Here is an 18,301-nt window from a genome sequence, read left to right as displayed (position 1 = left end):
CGCTACGCCGAGATGTCCTTCGCCCCGAACCGCGCCCACGCCGCCGAGCCGAACACAGCGGCGTACAGGCCCTGGAGGCCGAGGTTCTTGACCAGCTCGTCCCAGTAGACGGGCTCGCGCATCAGGTCCGCGAACGACAGCCAGTAGTGCGAGAAGAAGTACGGCTGGATGGCGTGCAGTTGGGGGATCTGGTCGAGGATCTGGATGGTGATGAGCAGACCGACGGTGGTCGCCATCGCGGCGATACCGCTGCTCGTCAGCGTCGACACGAAGAGCCCGAGCGCCGCCACACCGACCAGTGACGCGGCGACGACAAGGGCGATGAGCAGGGCGCGCAACAGCCCCTCACCGAAGCCGATTTGAGTGCCGGAGATGGTGGTGACCTCGCCGACCGGGAAGAGCAGCGCCCCGACAGCGAGCGCGGAGACAGCCACGACGAGGGTCGCGACCAGGCAGAACGTCATCGCCGTCGCGTACTTGACGAGCAGCAGGCGCGTACGTCCCGCCGGGGCGACCAGGAGGTAGCGCAGCGTCCCCGCGCTGGACTCACCCGCGATGGAGTCGCCCGCGACGACGCCGACCGCCATGGGGAGGAAGAAGGGAAGCGTCGCGGCGAGCGCGGTGAAGACCAGGAACAGGCCGTTGTTGGTGATCTGCGCGATGAACGCCGGGCCACCGCCCTCGCCGCCCCCGGCGACCGACGAGCCGTCACTGGTCTCGATCTTGACGGCGACGCCCACGAGGATCGGCACGGCCGCGAGCACGCCGAGCAGGGCGAGGGTGCGCCAGCGACGGAAGGTGATACCCAGCTCGCTGCGGAAGAGCCCGAGGGTCCAGACCCACCGGACCTCGCGCCTTTGTACGTCGTCGATCTCAGCCCGCGACATCGAAACCCTCCCCCGTAAGCGCCACGAACGCGTCCTCGAGCGAGGCCCTTTCGACGCCGAAGCCCCGTACTCGCACACCCGCCCCGACCAGGGCCGCGTTCAGCTCGGCGAGGTCCGTGCCGGTCTCCGCGGCCGGCGGTTCGCCCGTCACGCGGTCCTCCGTCACGACGAGATCCGTCACGCCTAGCTCCTTCAGGACGCGGGCCGCGTCGCCCGTGTCCGGGGTCGTGACCTTGAGCCGCCCCCGCGCGCCTGCGGCGAGTTCGGCCACCGGACCCTGGGTGATCAGGCGACCCTGGGCCATCACCGCGGCATGCGTGCAGACCTGCTCGATCTCGTCCAGAAGGTGCGAGGAGAGGAAAACCGTCGTGCCCTCCGAGGCCAACTCCCGGACCAGTGACCGGATTTCGCGCATCCCCTGAGGGTCGAGGCCGTTGGTCGGTTCGTCGAGCACGAGGAGTCTGCGGGGCTGGAGCAGCGCGGCCGCGAGCCCCAGACGCTGTTTCATGCCGAGGGAGTACGCCTTCGCCTTCTTGCCCCCGGCGGCCGTAAGACCCACCCGGTCGAGGGCCGCTTCGGCGCGGGCCCCGCGGGTGCGCGGGTCCGCGGTCGGGTCGGCGGAGTCGTAGCGCAGGAGGTTGTCGCGGCCGGAGAGGAAGCCGTAGAGGGCCGGGCCTTCGATGAGCGCGCCCACGTGCGGCAGTACGGTGCGTGCCTCGCGCGGCATGGGGCGGCCAAGGACCCGCGCTTGGCCGGAAGTCGGCTCGATCAGGCCCATCAGCATCCGGATGGTGGTCGTCTTGCCGCTGCCGTTCGGCCCGAGGAACCCGAATACGCTGCCCGCGGGAACGGTGAGGCTCAGCTGGTCCACAGCCAGCTGTTTGCCGTAGCGCTTGGTGAGCGCCTCCGTCTCGATCACATGTGGCGTCGGGCTGCCGTCTTCGCGGGGCACATGTCCTCCCTCACCGGTGCGGCGGACTCAGGGGTGTCCCCCTGAATCCGCCGCTTATTGTCTGGTTCGCAGCCTGTGGCCTAGTGCGCCGCGTTCGCCGCCTTCACCAAGGCGTCCTTGGTGACCGCGCCGACGTAGACCTTGCCGTCGTCGGTGATGAGGGCGTTGACCAGGCGGGTCTTGAAGACCGTGCCCGAGCCGAACTCGCCCTTCACCTGGTCGCCGAGCGAGTCGAGGAGCCGCTGTGCGTCCGGCGGTACGTCACCGGACTCACCGGTCGGCAGGCCCTGGCCGCCCGGCAGCTTCAGCTCGGCGATGGAGGTCCAGCCCTCGCCGATGACGTTCAGACCGTTCAGGCCATCCAGGTCCTTCTCGCCCTTGAACTCCTTGCCGCCGTCCTTGAAGCCGTGCTTCTCGGCCTTGGCCTCGTCGCCCTCCTCGGTGACCTTCGCGCCCTTGGGCGGCGTGAAGGCGAAGGTGGACGCGGCCGGCTTGTCGAAGTCGACCTTCGTGAAGCCCGCGTCGACGACCGCGCTGCCGCCGCCCGCCGGAGTGAGCGTGAACTTCAGCGGCGTACCGGTCTTGGAGTCGACCGCGACCGTGATCTGGCCGACCGTCGAACCGGACTGCTTGGGCTTGATGACCAGGCGGTAGGCGTCACGACCCGCCACCTGCGCCGTGCCGTCCACCTTCACCGACGTCGTGGAGTCCGCCGCCTTCAGCGCTTCGTCGGCCAGCTCCTTGGGCGTGGACGGGACGTCCTTGGGGAGGTCCTTCTCGGCCGAATCCCCGGCCTTGCCCTCCGCCTTGGAGTGGTACGCCTCGTTCGACTTGCTGTCGTACGCCCATACGTCGTCGCCGTTGTGGATCAGGCTGTACTCGGCGGCGTCGTCCAGGACGGACAGCTTCTGCTTGTCGGGGCCGTCGGCGGCGACGCGCAGCGTGTGCGTGCCGGACGCCAGCTCCATCAGCTTCGACTGCGGGTCGGCGGACGAGCCCTCGCCGTCCCCTCCCTCGCCGCCCCCGCCACTGCCAGGAGCGAAGCCGCCGGACATGCCGCCGAAGGACGGCAGCCCCAGGTCGGTGCTGATCTTCACGGTGCCCGAGAGCTGCTCCGTGTCCGACGCGGCGATCTTCTCGATGAGTTTCTGTGCGGTGATGTCCGGCAACTCGGGGTCGCCCGACGTCGCGAGCGCCGGGACGAGCCCGATGGTCGCCGCCGCCACCCCCGCCACCGCGAGGGGGACCACGTAACGTGCCGCCTTCCGGCGGCCCGCGCGCAGCTCCCCGGCCTCACCGGTGTTCTGCTCAGGTTCGTACGGTGCCATTGTGTGCCCTACCTCCGTGGTCGGCGGCGGCCTTCCCAGTACGTGCGTGCGTCCACCCCGCGCCGCCATTCTCACCCGAATAGGTCAGGAGTGGTTGTTTCTTGCTGGACCTTGCTGATGTCCATACGACCAAATCGGCCGACGAGAAGCGTCAGACCCCGGGCTCAACTCCACGTACTGCTGTGGGATGACATGGACAGGCGGCGCCTCCCCCATCCCGTAGGGGATACGCCGCCTGTCCTGCTGAGAACTGCTGAGAACGCGCTCGGCTCAGCGCTGCACGAACACGTAGTCCGCCCGGTACGGCACCTCCGCGATGGCTCCCGGCTCGCAGTCACCCGCCGGTGCGACCCCGCCGGCTGTGTTCAGGCGCAGGATCTCCGCGGTGCCGGCGAGGAGACCGCGCGGCTTGCCGGTCCGGGTTGCCGCCAGGTCGAGTTCGGGGATGTTGTTGTCACCGTTGGGCGTCCTGGAGATGAGCTTGCCGGTGACCTGGCTGCGGTCGGGGGCGGTCCAGCGCGGGACGCCCGAGTTGGGGGCGACGAAGTCGTGCGCGATGTTGCCGCCGAGCCGGGCGCGCACGTCACGCTGGGCGAAGGCGAACTTCCCCGAGCCGGAGCCGTCCTCGACCTTCTCGCACTCGTAGATCTGCCTGCCCCGGATCACGGATGCCTGGAAGTGGGCCGCCGCGTCGCGGAAGTCGAAGTCGGTGGTCACCTTGTGCAGCTGGCCGCGGACGGCGCCGCCGGGGAACTCGGCGGTGTGCAGGTTGGCGTAGAAACCGCCCGGGTTGGTCTTCAACTCCGCGAGCAGCGCGGCGTCGTCGACCGTGACCGTGCCGGTGACCCGGTGGCTCTTGCCTGTGGCCTCGCTGCCTGTGCCCTTCGTGGACAGCAGCTTGGTGAAGTCGACCTTGATGCCGCCATTGGTGCCCTTGGCGCCCTGGTGGAGATGGAGGGCGGTCGGCTTGCCCGTGCCGCGCCACTTGACCGTGACCGACACCTTGTCGCCCTCGACCCTGACGAACTCAAGGGCCCGGCCATCCTTGTCGCCCACCGCGGGGCCACCCTGCACCGGCACCTCGTTCGCGCCGTTCAGGCTCGCCACGAAGGAAGCTCCGCCGCTTCCGCTTCCGCTGTCGGCGACGGCAGGCGGCGCCGCCACCGCCACACCCCCCGCCGCGGCGACGGCCACACCGGCGGCGAGCAGCGCCCGGCGGCGGTTCGCGCATGTGCCAGAGGTACCAAAAACGCCCATGATCGAGATCTCCCCCGTACCTGAACCGACGCCCCACTGCGTCAGCTTCTGGGCATAGGTACGGAATAGATCCGATCCTGGACTCAATCCAAGACCGATGACGAATGTGACCTCAGTCACACCTCTCGGTCGGGCGTCAGCCCGCCCGATGCACCACCAGATCGCAGAGCTCGACGAGCGACGTCTTCGCGTCGCAGTCCCGCAGCGGCGCGAGAGTCGACCGCGCCTCCTCCGCGTACCGCACGGTGTCCCTGCGGGCCTGCTCAAGTGCGGGGTGCGCCCGCAGCCGTGCCAGCGCCTCCGCGTGCCGCGCGTCGTCCGTCAGGTCCGATTCGAGGAGCTCGCTCAGGGCGATGTCCTCGGCGAGACCGAGCTTCTCCACCCGCTCGCGCAGCCGCAGCACCGGCAGCGTGGGAATGCCCTCGCGCAGGTCGGTGCCGGGCGTCTTGCCGGACTCGTGCGAGTCGGAGGCGATGTCCAGTACGTCGTCGGCGAGCTGGAAGGCGACGCCGAGCCGCTCGCCGTACTGGGTCAGGACGTCCACGACGGTCTCGTCGGCGCCCGACATCATGGCGCCGAAACGGCACGCCACCGCGACCAGCGAGCCGGTCTTGCCGCCGAGCACGTCGAGGTAGTGGTCGATGGGGTCGCGGCCGTCGGGCGGTCCCGCGGTCTCCAGGATCTGGCCGGTGACCAGGCGTTCGAAGGCCTCCGCCTGGATGCGGACGGCGTCCGGGCCGAGGTCGGCCAGGATGTACGAGGCACGGGCGAAGAGGAAGTCGCCGGTGAGCACCGCCACCGAGTTGCCCCAGCGCTGGTTGGCGCTCTCGACTCCGCGGCGCACGTCCGCCTCGTCCATCACGTCGTCGTGGTAGAGCGTCGCGAGGTGCGTGAGCTCGACGACCACGGCGGAGGGCACGACGCCCGGCGCGTGCGGATCGCCGAACTGCGCGGAGAGCATCACAAGGAGCGGCCTGAACCGCTTGCCGCCCGCGCGCACCAGATGCTGAGCGGCGTCCGTGATGAACGGGACCCCGCTCTTGGTGGCGTCGAGCAGACCTTCCTCGACGGCCGCCAATCCGGCCTGGACATCGGCTTCGAGAGCCTGGTCCCGCACGCTGAGGCCGAAGGGCCCGACGACGGTCACGAGGGGTTCTCCTGTCTGCTGACGATCACAAGTCGGTCACTCGGTCGATCATCACTCGGTCGATCTTTGCGCGATGACGGGGTCGATGACACGGTTTGTCGATGTGTCGCTGCCATCACACAAGTCAGCGTATCCGGTCGCCTTTCGATCACAGTGGGCACCCGCCTGTGCAATGCCGCCCAGGCGACGTGCGATCAGCACCGGTATGTTCTTGATCAGCTGATACGACCTGGATAGACGTATCGCCCCGTAAACAACCGAACCACCCGGAGCAGAATCCTTGTCCCGCACCGAGGCCGACACCGAACCGCCCGCGGAGCCGCCGACGGACCCACCGCCCGGCGACGACCACGCGTTCCTCGGGCAGCCGCGCGGGCTGCTCACCCTCTCGGGCCTCGAAGTCTGGGAGCGCTTCTCGTTCCTGGGCATGCAGGCCATCCTCGTCCTCTACTTCGCGGACTCCGTCGCCCACGACGGCATGGGCATGGATTCCGGAACCGCCGCGTCGGTGTCGGCGGCGTACGGAACGCTCGTCTATCTCGTCTCGGTGGCGGGCGGCTGGCTCGCCGACCGCATCCTGGGCTCGTACCGCGCGGTCCTGTGGGGCGGCATCCTCATCGCCTGCGGCCACTACTCCATGGCGGTGCCGACGGCGACGATGACCTGGGTGGGCCTCGGCCTGATCAGCGCGGGCACCGGACTGCTCAAGCCGAACGTCGCCTCGATGGTGGGCAAGCTCTACCGCACCGACGACGACCGGCGCGACGCGGGCTTCGCGCTGTACTACATGGGCATCAACATCGGCGCCTTCGCAGGGCCGCTGATCACCGGCTGGCTCGGTGACCACAAGGGCTGGCACTGGGGCTTCTCGGCGGCCGCGATCGGCATGACGTTCGGCCTGATCCAGTACGTGCTGGGCCGCCGGCACCTCGCGGGGCGCAAAGCGTCCGCCGAGTTCGCGCTCCCCAAGGACGCGATGCGCCGCGCGATCACACTGATCGTCGCGGGCATGGTCACGCTCGCCGTCGTCGCGGGTCTGCTCGCCGCGGTCGGCTGGCTGACGATGGACCGCTTCGTCGACCTGCTCACCGTCATCTCGGTGATCGCACCGGTCGTCTACTTCGCGGTCATGTTCCGCAGCCCGCGCGTGAGCGAGGAGGAACGCGGCCGTCTCAAGCCGTACGTGGTCCTCTTCCTCGCCTCGGTGGTCTTCAACTTCATCCTGTTCCAGGCGTACTCGACGATGATCCTGCTGGCCTCGACGAACGCCGAGACGTCGATCCTCGGTTTCACCTTCCCCGCCAGCTGGTACGCCTCCGCGCTCGGCGCCTTCGAGGTCGCGCTCGCCCCCGTCGTCGCCGCGGTCTGGGCCCGGATGGGTCATCGTCAGCCGCACGCCTCCAACAAGATCGCATTCGGGGTGATCCTGGGCGGACTGTCGTTCCTCCTGATGGTCCTGCCGACCTCGGGGCACGGGGACGACACGTACAAGATGGCGGTCTGGTGGATCGTCGGCTCCTACCTGCTGCTCGGCCTCGGCGACATCCTCGTGGAGACATCCGGCATGTCGGCCACCACGAAGCTCGCCCCCAAGGCCTTCGCCAGCCAGACCATGGCCCTCTGGTTCCTCTCGCTCGCCCTCGCCAACGGCATCCAGGCGCAGGTCGTGAAGGTCTACGGAGAGGTCTCCAACCCGGCCTACTTCGGCGTGAACGGCGCCATCGCGGTGGCCGCCGGCGCTGCCGTGATCCTGCTCGCCCCATGGCTGCGCCGCACCATGCACCCCGTCCACTGAGGTTCCCGCCATGCAGATTCGCTCTTCCTTCCCGTACGAGACCACCCGCGAGGACGTCCAAGTACCCCTCCCGGACGGGACCAAGCTGTACGCGCGCATCTGGCGCCCAGTGACGGACGAACCCGTCCCCGCGCTCCTGGAGTACCTCCCCTACCGGCTGAGCGACTGGACGGCGCCGCGCGACTTCCAGCGCCACCCCTGGTACGCCGGGCACGGCTACGCCTCCGTGCGCGTGGACGTACGCGGGCACGGCAACTCGGAGGGCATGCCGGGCGACGAATACTCCCCGGTGGAGCTGGCCGACGGGGTGGAGGTCGTCAACTGGCTCGCCGAGCAGCCCTGGTGCTCCGGCAAGGTCGGCATGTTCGGCATCTCCTGGGGCGGCTTCAACTCCCTGCAGATCGCGGCTCTCGCGCCCGAGCCGCTCAAGGCGATCATCACGGTCTGCTCCGCGGACGACCGCTATGACAACGACGTGCACTACATGGGTGGTTCCGTCCTCGCGGTGGACATGCACGCGTGGGCGGCGACGATGCTGGCCTTCGTCTCGCGCCCGCCGGACCCGCTGTTCGTGGGCGACCGCTGGCGGGAGATGTGGCTCAGCCGCCTCGAAGCCGTGGACCCCTTCATCCACACCTGGCTCGAACACCAGACGCGGGACGCCTACTGGCGCCACGGCAGCGTCTGCGAGGACTACTCCGCGATCAACGCTGCGGTCCTCGCGGTGGGTGGCTTCCACGACCCCTACCGGGACACGGTCCTGCGCCTGGTCGAGCATCTGCCGGGGCCGGTCCAGGGCCTGATCGGGCCGTGGTCGCACCAGTACCCCGACCGGGGCCTGCCGCCGGGCCCGGCGATCGGCTTCCTCCAGGAGACCCTGCGCTGGTGGGACCACCATCTGAAGGGCGTCGAGAACGACGTCATGGCGGAGCCGAAGCTCCGCTCCTGGATCAGCGACTCCCATCCGCCGGCGACGGTGTACGACGCGCTGCCGGGCGGCTGGGTCGGGGACCCCTCCTGGCCTTCCCCGAACGTCACCCCGACCGCGTACGCCCTCCAGGGCCATCCGCTCGTCGTCGACTCCCCCCAGCACACGGGCCTCGACGCGGGCCGCTACTTCCCCTTCGGCAACGACGCGGATCTGCCGCCGGACCAGCGGGACGAGGACGCGAAGTCGGCGTGCTTCGAGTTCGAGGTCCCCACGGCGGTACGCATCCTGGGGCGGCCCAAGGTGACACTGCGGCTGCGGATGGACGTGCCGTCCGGGCAGGCGATCGCGCGGGTCTGCGACGTGGCCCCGGACGGCTCGTCCACCCTGGTCACGCGTGGCGTCCTGAACCTATCGGCCCGGCATGGGCGCGACCGGGTGGAGCCGTGGCTGGTCGGCGGTACGGAGGACGTGACGTTCGAGCTGAACGCCATCGGCCACACGTTCCCGCCGGGGCACCGGATCCGGCTCGCCGTGTCCTCGGCGTACTGGCCGTGGATCTGGCCGCAGGCGGACTCGGCGGGCTTCACCCTGGACCCGGCGGGCAGCGCCCTGGAACTCCCGGTCAGGCAGGGCGACTTGGACCCATCCATCACCTTTGCCGCTCCGGAGCAGTCGGAGCCGCTTGAGGTGGTGTACCCGGCGACGCTCGACGAGCCGCGTCCCGAGCGTCTGGTCGTACGCGATGTGGCGAAGGGCGAATGGCGCCTGGAGGTGGACCCGCGCTACGGCGGTACGCGGGTCTACCCCGATGGCCTGGAGTTCACCGAGGACGCGCTGGAGACGTACACGATCAACGAGTCCGACCCGCTCTCCGCCCGCACCCGATCCGACTGGCTGATCCGTCTGCACCGCCCCGAGCTGGGATGGGACGCGACGATCGAGTCGCGCTCCGAAATCACGTGCGACGCGGCGGACTTCATCACGTCGAACGAGGTGGTGTGCAAGGACGGCGGCGAGGTCGTCTTCCACCGGACGTGGGAGAAGCGGATTCCGCGGACGGCGGGGTGAGGGGGGCGGTTCCAGTGGCGGTCGCGGTGGCGGTGGCGGTGGCGGTGGTCGGGGGCGCGCAGAACGACTGGTAGCGCGGCGAAGCGGCGGGGCGCGCGGTACTGCCCCTACGCCCCATGCGCCCCGCACGACCCGCACGCCCCGTCCAGCGCCCCCTCCAACAACCGCTCCAACACCACGGCCACCCCGTCGTCCTCGTGGGAGTAAGTCACCTCGTCGGCGGCCGACTTGAGGTCGGGATGGGCGTTGGCCATGGCGACGCCACGGGCGGCCCACACGAACATCGGCACGTCATTGGGCATGTCGCCGAAGGCGATGGTGTCCTCGGCGGTCATCCCGAGCCGCTCGGCGGCCAGCGCGAGCCCGGTCGCCTTGGTCACCCCGCGCGGCTGGAGCTCGACGGTGCCGGGCCCGGACATGGTGACGGTGGCGAGGGGCCCCACGGCGTCGCGGGCGAGGGCGGCCAACTCGTCGTCCGTCAGCTCAGGATGGCGCAAAAGCACCTTGCTGATGGGCTCGGCCCACAGTGCGTCCCGCCCCCGCACGCGCACGGCGGGCAGGGTGGGGTGCGGCATCAGATACCCGGGCTCGATGAGCGTGAGCCCGTCCACGCCGTCCTGGTCCACGGCGGCGTAGACCTGCCCGGCCTCCGCCTCGATCTTCCCGAGCGCGGCCTCGGCGAGCTCCCGGTCGAGCGTCACGGACCAGATCATGCGATGGGCGTCGGCGTCGTACAGCTGGGCGCCCTGGCCGCAGACGGCAAGCCCCGCACCGCCCAGATCGTCGAGCAGGGGCTTCACCCGCGGCGCGGGCCGCCCGGTCACCACCAGGTGCCGGGCCCCCACCGCGGCTGTCGCCAGCAGAGCGGCCCGCGACCGGTCGGAGATGGTGTCGTCGCCGCGGAGCAGCGTTCCGTCCAGGTCAGTGGCGATGAGTGAATATGCGATCGGAGCGGCCATGATCGAGAGAATACGGATCCCCGGCCACGCCGTAACCGCCATGACAGGCCGTGCGAGGGTTCGCGACGGGCTCGCACGGGTTCAGGGGGGGCGGGAGAGCGCTCGAACCGGTGATGGCCGCCGGGCCTCCCGGCGGCAGCGCTCCCAGAGTTCGGGCCTACGCCCGCCCATACGCATCTGGTAACCGATCGGCCTCAGTTACCCCTCCCCACCTGCACGTCCAGTAACTTTGCACGCAGCACAAGGTCGTTGGCGGTACAGGCATGACGGGGGGTTACGGCATGGGGGGCAATCGTCCTGCGGATTGGCATGTCCTGGACTTGGACAAGGATCCGACTCCCGGTGATCCGGACCGGGTTCGGATCCTGGCGAAGAACCTGCACGATTTCGCCGACGATGTGTCGAAGGTTCTGCGGGACATCAAGGGCATGGCGGGTGAGGACGCGATCCTCACCTGGGCTGGGAAAACGGCGGAGTCCTTCACCTCGGAGTTCGAGTCCGCGCCCGGCAAGCTGAAGAAGCTCAAGAAGAGCTACGAGATGGCAGGCGACGCCCTGTCTTCGTACTGGCCCGAACTCGAACGCTCCCAAGCCCTCGCGGACAAGGCCCTCGCGCAGGGCCGCGAGGCGCAGACCAGCCTCAGCGCCGCCCAGTCCCGGCTGACCTCCGCCGACTCCTGGATGGACCGCGCGGGCAAGGAAGCCGACAAGTACAAAGACGACGAAGGTAAGTCGGGCAAGGACGTCCCCAAGCCCGACCCCGACAAGGTCAAGGCCGCCACCCGCAACGCCAACTCCGCCGAGAAAGCCCAGACGGCAGCCAAGTCCGACGTCACCGCCGCCCAGAGCAACCTGGACGCCGCGAAGAAGATGGCCGAGGACGCCCGCAAGATGCGCGAGAACGCGGCGGGCACGGCGAAGAAGAAGCTGGAAGAGGCCTCCGACGCGGGTATTCAGAACCGTAAGTGGTGGGAGGAGGTCGGGGACTGGGTCACTGACAACTGGGACACCATCGTCGCCGTCTGCAAGGTCGTCGTCGCCGTACTCGGCATCATCGCGATGATCATCGGCGGGCCCATCCTCGGCGCGATCGTCCTCATCGCCGCCCTGATCGTCCTGGCCGACACCCTCAACAAATACGCCAAGGGAGAAGCAGGCCTACTCGACGTCGCCTTCGCCGCCCTCGACTGCATCCCCGGCATGAAGGGACTCACCAGCCTCCGCGGCCTCGCCAAGGGCATGAAGGGCCTCAAGGGCGGCCTCAAGGGACTGTCTCTCGGCGTCAAGGGGCTCGGCAAAGGGGCCCGCGCGATGGGCCGTCCGATGAAGAAGCTCTTCACCTGCGGCGACCCGGTCGACATGGCCACGGGCAACATGGTGATGTCCGAGACCGACGTGGAACTGCCCGGCGTCCTCCCGCTGGAGCTGGAGCGTCATCACCGCACCGGCCTGCGGTCCGGTCGTTGGTTCGGGCCCAGTTGGGCCTCCACCCTCGACCAGCGCCTCATCCTCGACCAAGGCGGCGTCCGGTTCGCGACGGCCGACGGCATGGTCCTCCACTACCCCGTCCCGGACCCGGACGCCTCCCTTCATCCTGTCGAGGGCCCGCGGTGGCCTCTGGAGTGGGACGGCAGCATGGGCGGCACCATGACGGTGCGGCAGCCCGAGTCCGGCCTCACCCTCCAGTTCCGGCCGCTTCCCGGGCGTCCCGCCGCCGAACTCCCCCTCTCGGCCATCACCGACCGCAACGGAAATGCGATCCGCCTGGAGTACGGGGCCGACGGCATGCCACGGGAGGTGGTTCACACCGGCGGTTACCGCATCGGGCTGACCGTGGACCGGGGCCGGATCACGACTCTCACCCTGCTCAACGACCCCGAACAGCCCGTGCTCGTCCGCTACGGCTACGACGCCATCGGCAACCTGACCGAGATCTACAACTCGTCCGGCCGGCCCTTGGAGCTCAGCTACGACGAGAAGCGCCGGATCACCGGATGGGAGGACCGCAACGGCACGTGGTACCGCTACGCCTACGACGCCGACGACCGCTGCGTCCGCACCAACGGAACCGACGGCATCCTCGACTACTCCTACACGTACGACACAGACAACCACCGATCGCTGGCCACCAACTCCCTCGGCCACACCACGACTTACCAGTTCAACGACGCTTTCCAGCTCATCGCCGAGACCGATCCCCTGGGGCATACCACCGCCCGCACCTGGGACCGCTACGACAACCTCGTGTCCCTCACAGATCCGCTCGACCGCACCACCACATACACCTACGACGAGAGCGGCAACACCCGCCGCGTCGTACATCCGGATGGCGGCAGCGCCCACTACGAGTACGACGATTCCGGGGCGCTCATCTCAGCCACCGAACCGGACGACGCCCGCTGGCGGTACGAGCACGATGTCCGCGGAAACATCGTCGCGGCCACCGACCCGGCCGGGGCCACCACGACATATACGTACGACGCACAGGGCGCCGTAGCGACCGTCACCGACCCGCTCGGCCACGAAAGCCAGGTCGAGAGCTGCGCGGCCGGCCTCGCGACGAAGGTCACCACTCCCCTCGGTGCGACCACGCGATTCGAGCACGATGCCTTCGGCCGGGTCAGCCGGGTTCATGAACCCGACGCGTCGACCACCACGGTCATCTGGACCAGCGAGGGCCTTCCGGCCCGACGCGAGTATCCCGACGGCACCGCCGAGAGCTGGGTATACGACGCCGAGGGCAACACGCTGGCGCACACCGACGCGAAGGGCGCCGTCACCCGGTTCGACATCGCCCCCTTCGACCGGAGCGCCGCCCGGACCGCTCCGGACGGCACACGGATCGAGTTCACCTACGACACCGAGCTCCGGCCGGTCGTCGTCACCAACGCCCAGGGACAGACCTGGACCTACGAGTACGACGCCCTCGGCAACATCGCGCGGGAAACCGACTTCAACGGCCGTACGGTGAGCTACCGGCACGACGTAGTCGGGCACATCACGGAACGCACCAACGGTGCCGGCCAGACCATCCGCTACGTCCGCGACCTGCTCGACCGTGTCGTCGAGCAGCGCGACACCGAGAACAACAGCGCCACCCGATTCGAGTACGACCAGGGCGGCGCCCTCATCCGAGCGGCCAACCAGGACGCCGAGCTCACCTTCACGTATGACATCCACGGCAGGGTGCTGTCCGAGAGCTGCAACGGCCGTGTGCTGACCAATACTTACGACGCCGCGGGCCGCCGCGTGCGGCGGCGTACCCCCGGCGGCGCCCTCAGCGAATGGACGTACGACTCCGAGCATCAACCGGTCGAGCTGCGCGGCTCCGGCCGTACGGTCCGCTTCGGCTACGACTCGGCCGGCAACGAGACCAGCCGTGAGCTCCCTTCGGGCACCTCACTCGTCCATGCGTGGAGCACCGGGCACCGTCTGGCGTCGCTGACGGTGCGCGCTCGGGGGGCACAGACCCCCGACGTCGACCGCAGCTACTCCTACCGAGCCGACGGGCTGATCCGGTCCGTCACCGATGCCGCTTCGGGCACCTCCACCTACGAGCTCGACGTGAACGGAAGGGTCACCGCCGTAGCGGCTCCGGATCGCAGCGAGACGTACGCCTACGACAGTCTGGGCAATCTCGTCCACTCGGGCGCGGCGGGCCGCCACAGTGACGACACTCAGAAGTCCATGACGTACACCGGCACTCTGGTCAGATCGGCCGGCCGGTCCCGCTACGAGCACGACGGTCAGGGGCGCGTGATCCGCCACACGCGGACCCTTCTTTCCGGCGGGTCCCGCACCTGGCTCTTCGCCTGGGACGCGGAGGACCGGCTTCGCGAGGTCACCACCCCGGACGGGCGGCGCTGGCGCTATCGCTATGACCCGCTCGGACGGCGCATCGCGAAGGAACTACTCTCCGCAAGCGGGGAATCGGTGGCTGAGCGCACCGACTTCGCCTGGGACGGCACGCGTCTGGCCGAAGAGGTACACGGGACATCGGGCACGAGTGAGGGAAGCCGGATCACCACGTGGGACTGGGAGCCCGCCGGCGATCGCCCGATCGCGCAGCGAAGCCGCTCCGGATCCCTGCCGGACCGGGTGGACCAGCCCGACTGGGTGGACGAGCAGTTCTACTCCATCGTCACCGATCTTGTCGGCACCCCCACCGAACTCGTCGACGAGACGGGAAGGACAGCCTGGCGTTCCCGTACTTCCCTCTGGGGCCTGCCTCTTCAGGGCACGCCTGGGGCAGCCGACTGCCCGCTGCGGTTCCCCGGACAGTACTACGATGCCGAGACCGGCCTCCACTACAACCACTACCGTTATTACGACCCGAGCACCGCGCGCTATCACAGCCCCGATCCGCTCGGTCTAGATCCGGCGCCGCACCACCACAACTATGTGGTGAACCCGCTGACTTGGATCGACCCGCTCGGTCTCGCGCCATCATGCAAGGCCGTCATCCGGCACTACACGGACAAGAACGGCTACCAGAAAATCATGAGCGGCGGCAGTAAAGAGGGAATCACCCTCAAGGTGCCGAAGAGCTCCAAGGGAAAGAACGCGTCCGCCGTCTACGTGTCGCCCATGAGCCCGGCCGACGTCGCCAAGAAGCCGGGTGGATTCAAGTCCTATCTCGGCCTCACGAGGGAGAAGAGCGAGTACATGATCGAGTTCGAGGTCGAGAAGAAGCTTTTCTCCGGCCGCCTCCCGGGCACCCGAAGCCACGTCTGGTTCTCCAACAGCAATGTCAGCATTCCTCGGGATGCGATCAGGTATCACGGACCCACATCGGGCTGGAAAGCCTGAACGGGACCGAAACAGTCGGCACAGGCAAGGAATCATGGAAATCACCGGATATTCGAGCGACTACATCGCGGACCTCACGTTTCCCGTATCCATGCGGCGATTCGTCGGACGCCGGCACCAGCGGTGGCCGGGCCTGTTTCTCTACGGGGAGCCGGTCAGCACGCAGTCCCTGGACGACTGGAAACTCCCGGACGACGATGACGGCGACGACGACTACTCCGGCATCGTCACCTTCTCGGCCGGGCAGGAGATGGAGGACTTCTGGGAGGAGAACGGATACGCCCTCGACGGCGTGGGGGAAGGTCCCTTCTCCGTCTTCTACCGTCTCCACTCACAGCCACTGCGCGCCGACCGGGTGACGGGAGTCCGGAGCGTGGACGCCGAGGCCGCGACAGCCCTCGAGGGCACGGGACTTCTGCTGGCCGAGTACTACGCCGTCAGCCTCGTCACACCGGACGACCCAGCCGCTGACCCGTTCTCGGGCCGCGTACTCGCCGACTTCCTTGAGTCGTTCGGCGCAGCCGCTCGGTGATCGGCTTCCCCTTCGTGAAGCCCCCCTGATCCGGAACCGGAAGCCTCAGCCGTGCGCCCCCGCCAAATGCCGGGCCAGCCGCGGTGAGGCGAACTCCGTGCCGCAGACGAACCGCATGATCGGGCCGAACGACGAGCCGCCCAGCATCCCCGTGAAGTACAGGCCCGGCACCGAAGAGACGTAGCCCGCGCCCAGCTTCGGTGTGCCGCGGCTCACCGCCAGGCGGGTGCGCAGGCCGGGGCTCAGGAAGTCCATGGCGCTGACGTCGACGCGGTAGCCCGTGGCCGCGATGACGTGGTCGGCGGAGAGTTCCTTGGCGCGACCGCCCAGGGACTCGACCGTCAGGACGGGGCTGCCGTCACGGACGGCCGCCGAGGTGATCCCGCGGACCTCGTGCGTCTCCACCTTGCCCTCGTAGCGGTCACGCAGCCACCACGCGCCCAGCGGGCCGAGGATGCGGCGGACCAGGAAGTGGCGGGCCTGCGGCGGCAGATGGCGGTATGGGTCGGCGTGGTAGCTGATCGCGTACAGCGACCAGGCGCGGCCGAAGGGGGACTCCGGGCGCAGCTTCGGCTGTTCCCACGGGGGTGCTCCGAAGGAGACCGAGCCCTTGCCGCGCGCCACCACCCGGACCTGCGCACCCGCCTCGGCGGCCAGCGCCGCCGTCTCGAGAGCCGACTGCCCGGCGCCGACCACGATCAGCTCCCGTCCCGACAACCGGGACAGGTCGTGGTGCTGCGAACTGTGCGAGAGGGGCCCGGAGGGGGTCGGCCCGTCCAGCGCTGCCCCGGCGAGCGCGGGCGGCAGCTGCGCGAGACCCGAGAGGCCGGTGGCGACGACCACCGCGCGGGCCGTGAACTGCTCGCCCGAGTCCAGCTTCAGCTCGAAGCCCTCCGTGCCGCGCCGGTCGACCGAGACCACACGCACCTGCTCCAGGTCGGGCACGAGCTTCTGCTGGAACCACTCCCCATACTCCACGAACGTACGTACGGGGATGATGTCCTCGTCCGTGACGAGCCGCGGTATCCCCGCCGCGTCGCAGTAGTCAAGGAGTGTGTGTCCGCGCTGCGGGGCATCGATGCTCGACGCGGCGGGCGTCGACTTCAGGAGCATTCCGGCCGGCATGTGGGCCCGCCAGCTCACCATCGGATCGCCGAATGTCCGTACCGGGATGCCGCGGGCCCGCAAATGGGCCGCGGTGGACAGGCCGAACGGCCCAGCCCCGATGACTGCTACTGGATGGATCACGAAGTCCCTCCCCAGAACGTCACTTTCCGTACTTGTCGTGCGCCTACTTCGTGGTGCGGCCGGATCCTCGGGGCAGCTCAACCGCGCCGGCCGCTACGGCGGTTCGTGCGCCAGAGCTGGTAGAGATGCTTCACCCCCGGCCGGACGAATCTGGCGAGCATCGTGAAGAACGGCTTCATGTCGTCCGCGGCCAGCCACGCCAGCTCCGTGCCACTCGCGCGTGGGGGCGCGTGCGGTGTCGAATAGCCGCTGCGGCGGTAGGCGAGGAGGGCGGGCAGGTCGATGTTCTCCACGACGTACCGATGGCCGGCGCGCTGTTCCCCCTCCGGAACCGGGCGCCCCGTCAACTGCAGATGCATCGCACGGACGACGTCGACCCCTGACTCGCTCTCGAAGAGCCGGAACTGGGCGCCCATACGGGGGTTGAAGTCGAGCAGTTTGTACTGACCGTCGCGCCGGTCGAAGCGCAGGTCGAGGTCGATGATGCCGGTGAAGCCGATCTGTTTGATAAAACGTGCGGCGAGGTCCGCGAGTTCCGGATTGTCGACGACGTACGCATTCGCCGTCATCCCCGCGTGGGGCGGCCACGAGCGCACTTTCACGCCCGTGAACAGCGCGCGCGGTGTCGAGTCCGCGTCGAAGTACGCGTGCACGATCCAGTCCTCGGCCTGCTCCCGCGGCAGATACTCCTGGAGGATCACACCGGGCCGCTCACCCCAGTCCCTGGCCAGACCGAGCAGGCCCCCCGGAGTCTCTATGCGCGTCGTCCCGTTCACCGCGGGCCGGCTGCGGCGCGTGAACGCCTCACGATTCTTGGCGACCACCGGGAAGACCGCGTCGGCGGCGAACTTCTCTATGTCGGCGTAACTCCCGGGGAAGGACGCGGCCGGCGAGGCTATGCCGTGCTCCACGCACAGCTCGTGCAGGCCCTGCTTGCTGGCGAGGCGGCGAGGTAACTCCGGTTCCACGCGCGGGAAGAGAAACCCCGCTCCGCTCAGCGGCTCCTGATGCTCCGCGATGAGGACGGCCGCTTCCTCGTCGGTCGGGATCAGGACCGTCGGCCTGCCGATCCGGCGCGCGATGCGCAGCAGCCCGTCGACGAGCCGCTCCGGCTCCTCCGCCCCGGTGGTCGGCCAGGGAAAGGCGCCGGTGAGGTGCCGGGAAGCAGCCGCGGGTGTGAAACGGTCCTCCGTGATCGCGTACATGGGCACACCGAGCCGCCCGAGGCTGCGGATCGCGCCCACACCTCCGTGGTGCAGCGGATAACTGCCGAACTTCACTATCAGACCGGGCACCTCACGGTCCGCCGCGAAGGGCACGCTGTCGTCTCTCCTGGCCACGGGTCCCCCCACGTGTCCCTCTCCTATGACCCGGACCCACCCCGTCCGC

At 69.0% G+C, this 18,301-nt stretch carries 12 protein-coding genes; 4 read left to right on the top strand and 8 right to left on the bottom strand.

Features of this window, described 5'->3' with window-relative positions; all coding sequences use genetic code 11:
- Positions 1-2: 2 nt before the first annotated feature.
- The 5 genes from ACGFX9_RS19250 to ACGFX9_RS19230 form a co-directional block, all read right to left on the bottom strand.
- Entirely contained in the window at positions 3-887 is an 885-nt protein-coding gene (locus tag ACGFX9_RS19250; protein WP_393472950.1) for an ABC transporter permease, read from the bottom strand.
- Entirely contained in the window at positions 874-1,839 is a 966-nt protein-coding gene (locus ACGFX9_RS19245) for an ABC transporter ATP-binding protein (RefSeq protein WP_393472948.1), read from the bottom strand. Before ACGFX9_RS19245 ends, ACGFX9_RS19250 begins: the two co-directional genes overlap by 14 nt.
- 80 nt (positions 1,840-1,919) lie before the next feature.
- Positions 1,920-3,167 carry an outer membrane lipoprotein carrier protein LolA gene (locus ACGFX9_RS19240; protein ID WP_393472945.1) on the bottom strand — a complete coding sequence of 416 codons (1,248 nt, stop codon included), beginning with the start codon at positions 3,165-3,167 and terminating at the stop codon, positions 1,920-1,922.
- A 270-nt stretch (positions 3,168-3,437) separates the two neighbouring features.
- Entirely contained in the window at positions 3,438-4,424 is a 987-nt protein-coding gene (locus ACGFX9_RS19235) for a CHRD domain-containing protein (RefSeq protein ID WP_393472942.1), read from the bottom strand.
- A 136-nt stretch (positions 4,425-4,560) separates the two neighbouring features.
- Entirely contained in the window at positions 4,561-5,571 is a 1,011-nt protein-coding gene (locus ACGFX9_RS19230) for a polyprenyl synthetase family protein (RefSeq protein WP_393472939.1), read from the bottom strand.
- 280 nt (positions 5,572-5,851) lie between these two features.
- Between ACGFX9_RS19230 and ACGFX9_RS19225 the strand changes: the two genes are divergently transcribed.
- Both ACGFX9_RS19225 and ACGFX9_RS19220 read left to right on the top strand, forming a co-directional pair.
- A complete protein-coding gene (locus ACGFX9_RS19225) occupies positions 5,852-7,366 on the top strand; it encodes a peptide MFS transporter (RefSeq protein WP_393472936.1) in 1,515 nt (504 codons plus the stop codon).
- 10 nt (positions 7,367-7,376) lie between these two features.
- Positions 7,377-9,365 (top strand): CocE/NonD family hydrolase, encoded by a 1,989-nt coding sequence (locus ACGFX9_RS19220; protein ID WP_393472934.1) that lies wholly within the window; start codon positions 7,377-7,379, stop codon positions 9,363-9,365.
- 107 nt (positions 9,366-9,472) lie between these two features.
- Here the strand turns inward: ACGFX9_RS19220 and ACGFX9_RS19215 are convergent, their stop codons facing one another.
- Complete coding sequence (locus tag ACGFX9_RS19215; RefSeq protein WP_393472931.1) at positions 9,473-10,324, bottom strand: HAD family hydrolase; 852 nt, start codon at positions 10,322-10,324, stop codon at positions 9,473-9,475.
- Positions 10,325-10,644: 320 nt separating this feature from the next.
- Here ACGFX9_RS19215 and ACGFX9_RS19210 point away from each other — a divergent pair, with 320 nt between their 5' ends.
- Both ACGFX9_RS19210 and ACGFX9_RS19205 read left to right on the top strand, forming a co-directional pair.
- Positions 10,645-15,132 carry a DUF6531 domain-containing protein gene (locus tag ACGFX9_RS19210; protein WP_393472928.1) on the top strand — a complete coding sequence of 1,496 codons (4,488 nt, stop codon included), beginning with the start codon at positions 10,645-10,647 and terminating at the stop codon, positions 15,130-15,132.
- Positions 15,133-15,166: 34 nt separating this feature from the next.
- Complete coding sequence (locus ACGFX9_RS19205; protein ID WP_393472925.1) at positions 15,167-15,664, top strand: hypothetical protein; 498 nt, start codon at positions 15,167-15,169, stop codon at positions 15,662-15,664.
- A 45-nt stretch (positions 15,665-15,709) separates the two neighbouring features.
- On the opposite strand, the gene ACGFX9_RS19200 is transcribed toward ACGFX9_RS19205, so the two are convergent.
- A complete protein-coding gene (locus ACGFX9_RS19200) occupies positions 15,710-16,912 on the bottom strand; it encodes an FAD-dependent oxidoreductase (protein WP_393472923.1) in 1,203 nt (400 codons plus the stop codon).
- Positions 16,913-16,989: 77 nt separating this feature from the next.
- Positions 16,990-18,252, bottom strand: a complete 1,263-nt coding sequence (locus ACGFX9_RS19195; RefSeq protein WP_393472920.1) for an ATP-grasp domain-containing protein — start codon at positions 18,250-18,252, stop codon at positions 16,990-16,992.
- Positions 18,253-18,301 lie beyond the last annotated feature (49 nt).

It is taken from the genome of Streptomyces sp. NPDC048436 (assembly GCF_043200355.1).
Taxonomy (GTDB): Bacteria; Actinomycetota; Actinomycetes; order Streptomycetales; family Streptomycetaceae; genus Streptomyces.
This window is presented reverse-complemented; position numbering and strand designations above follow the sequence as displayed.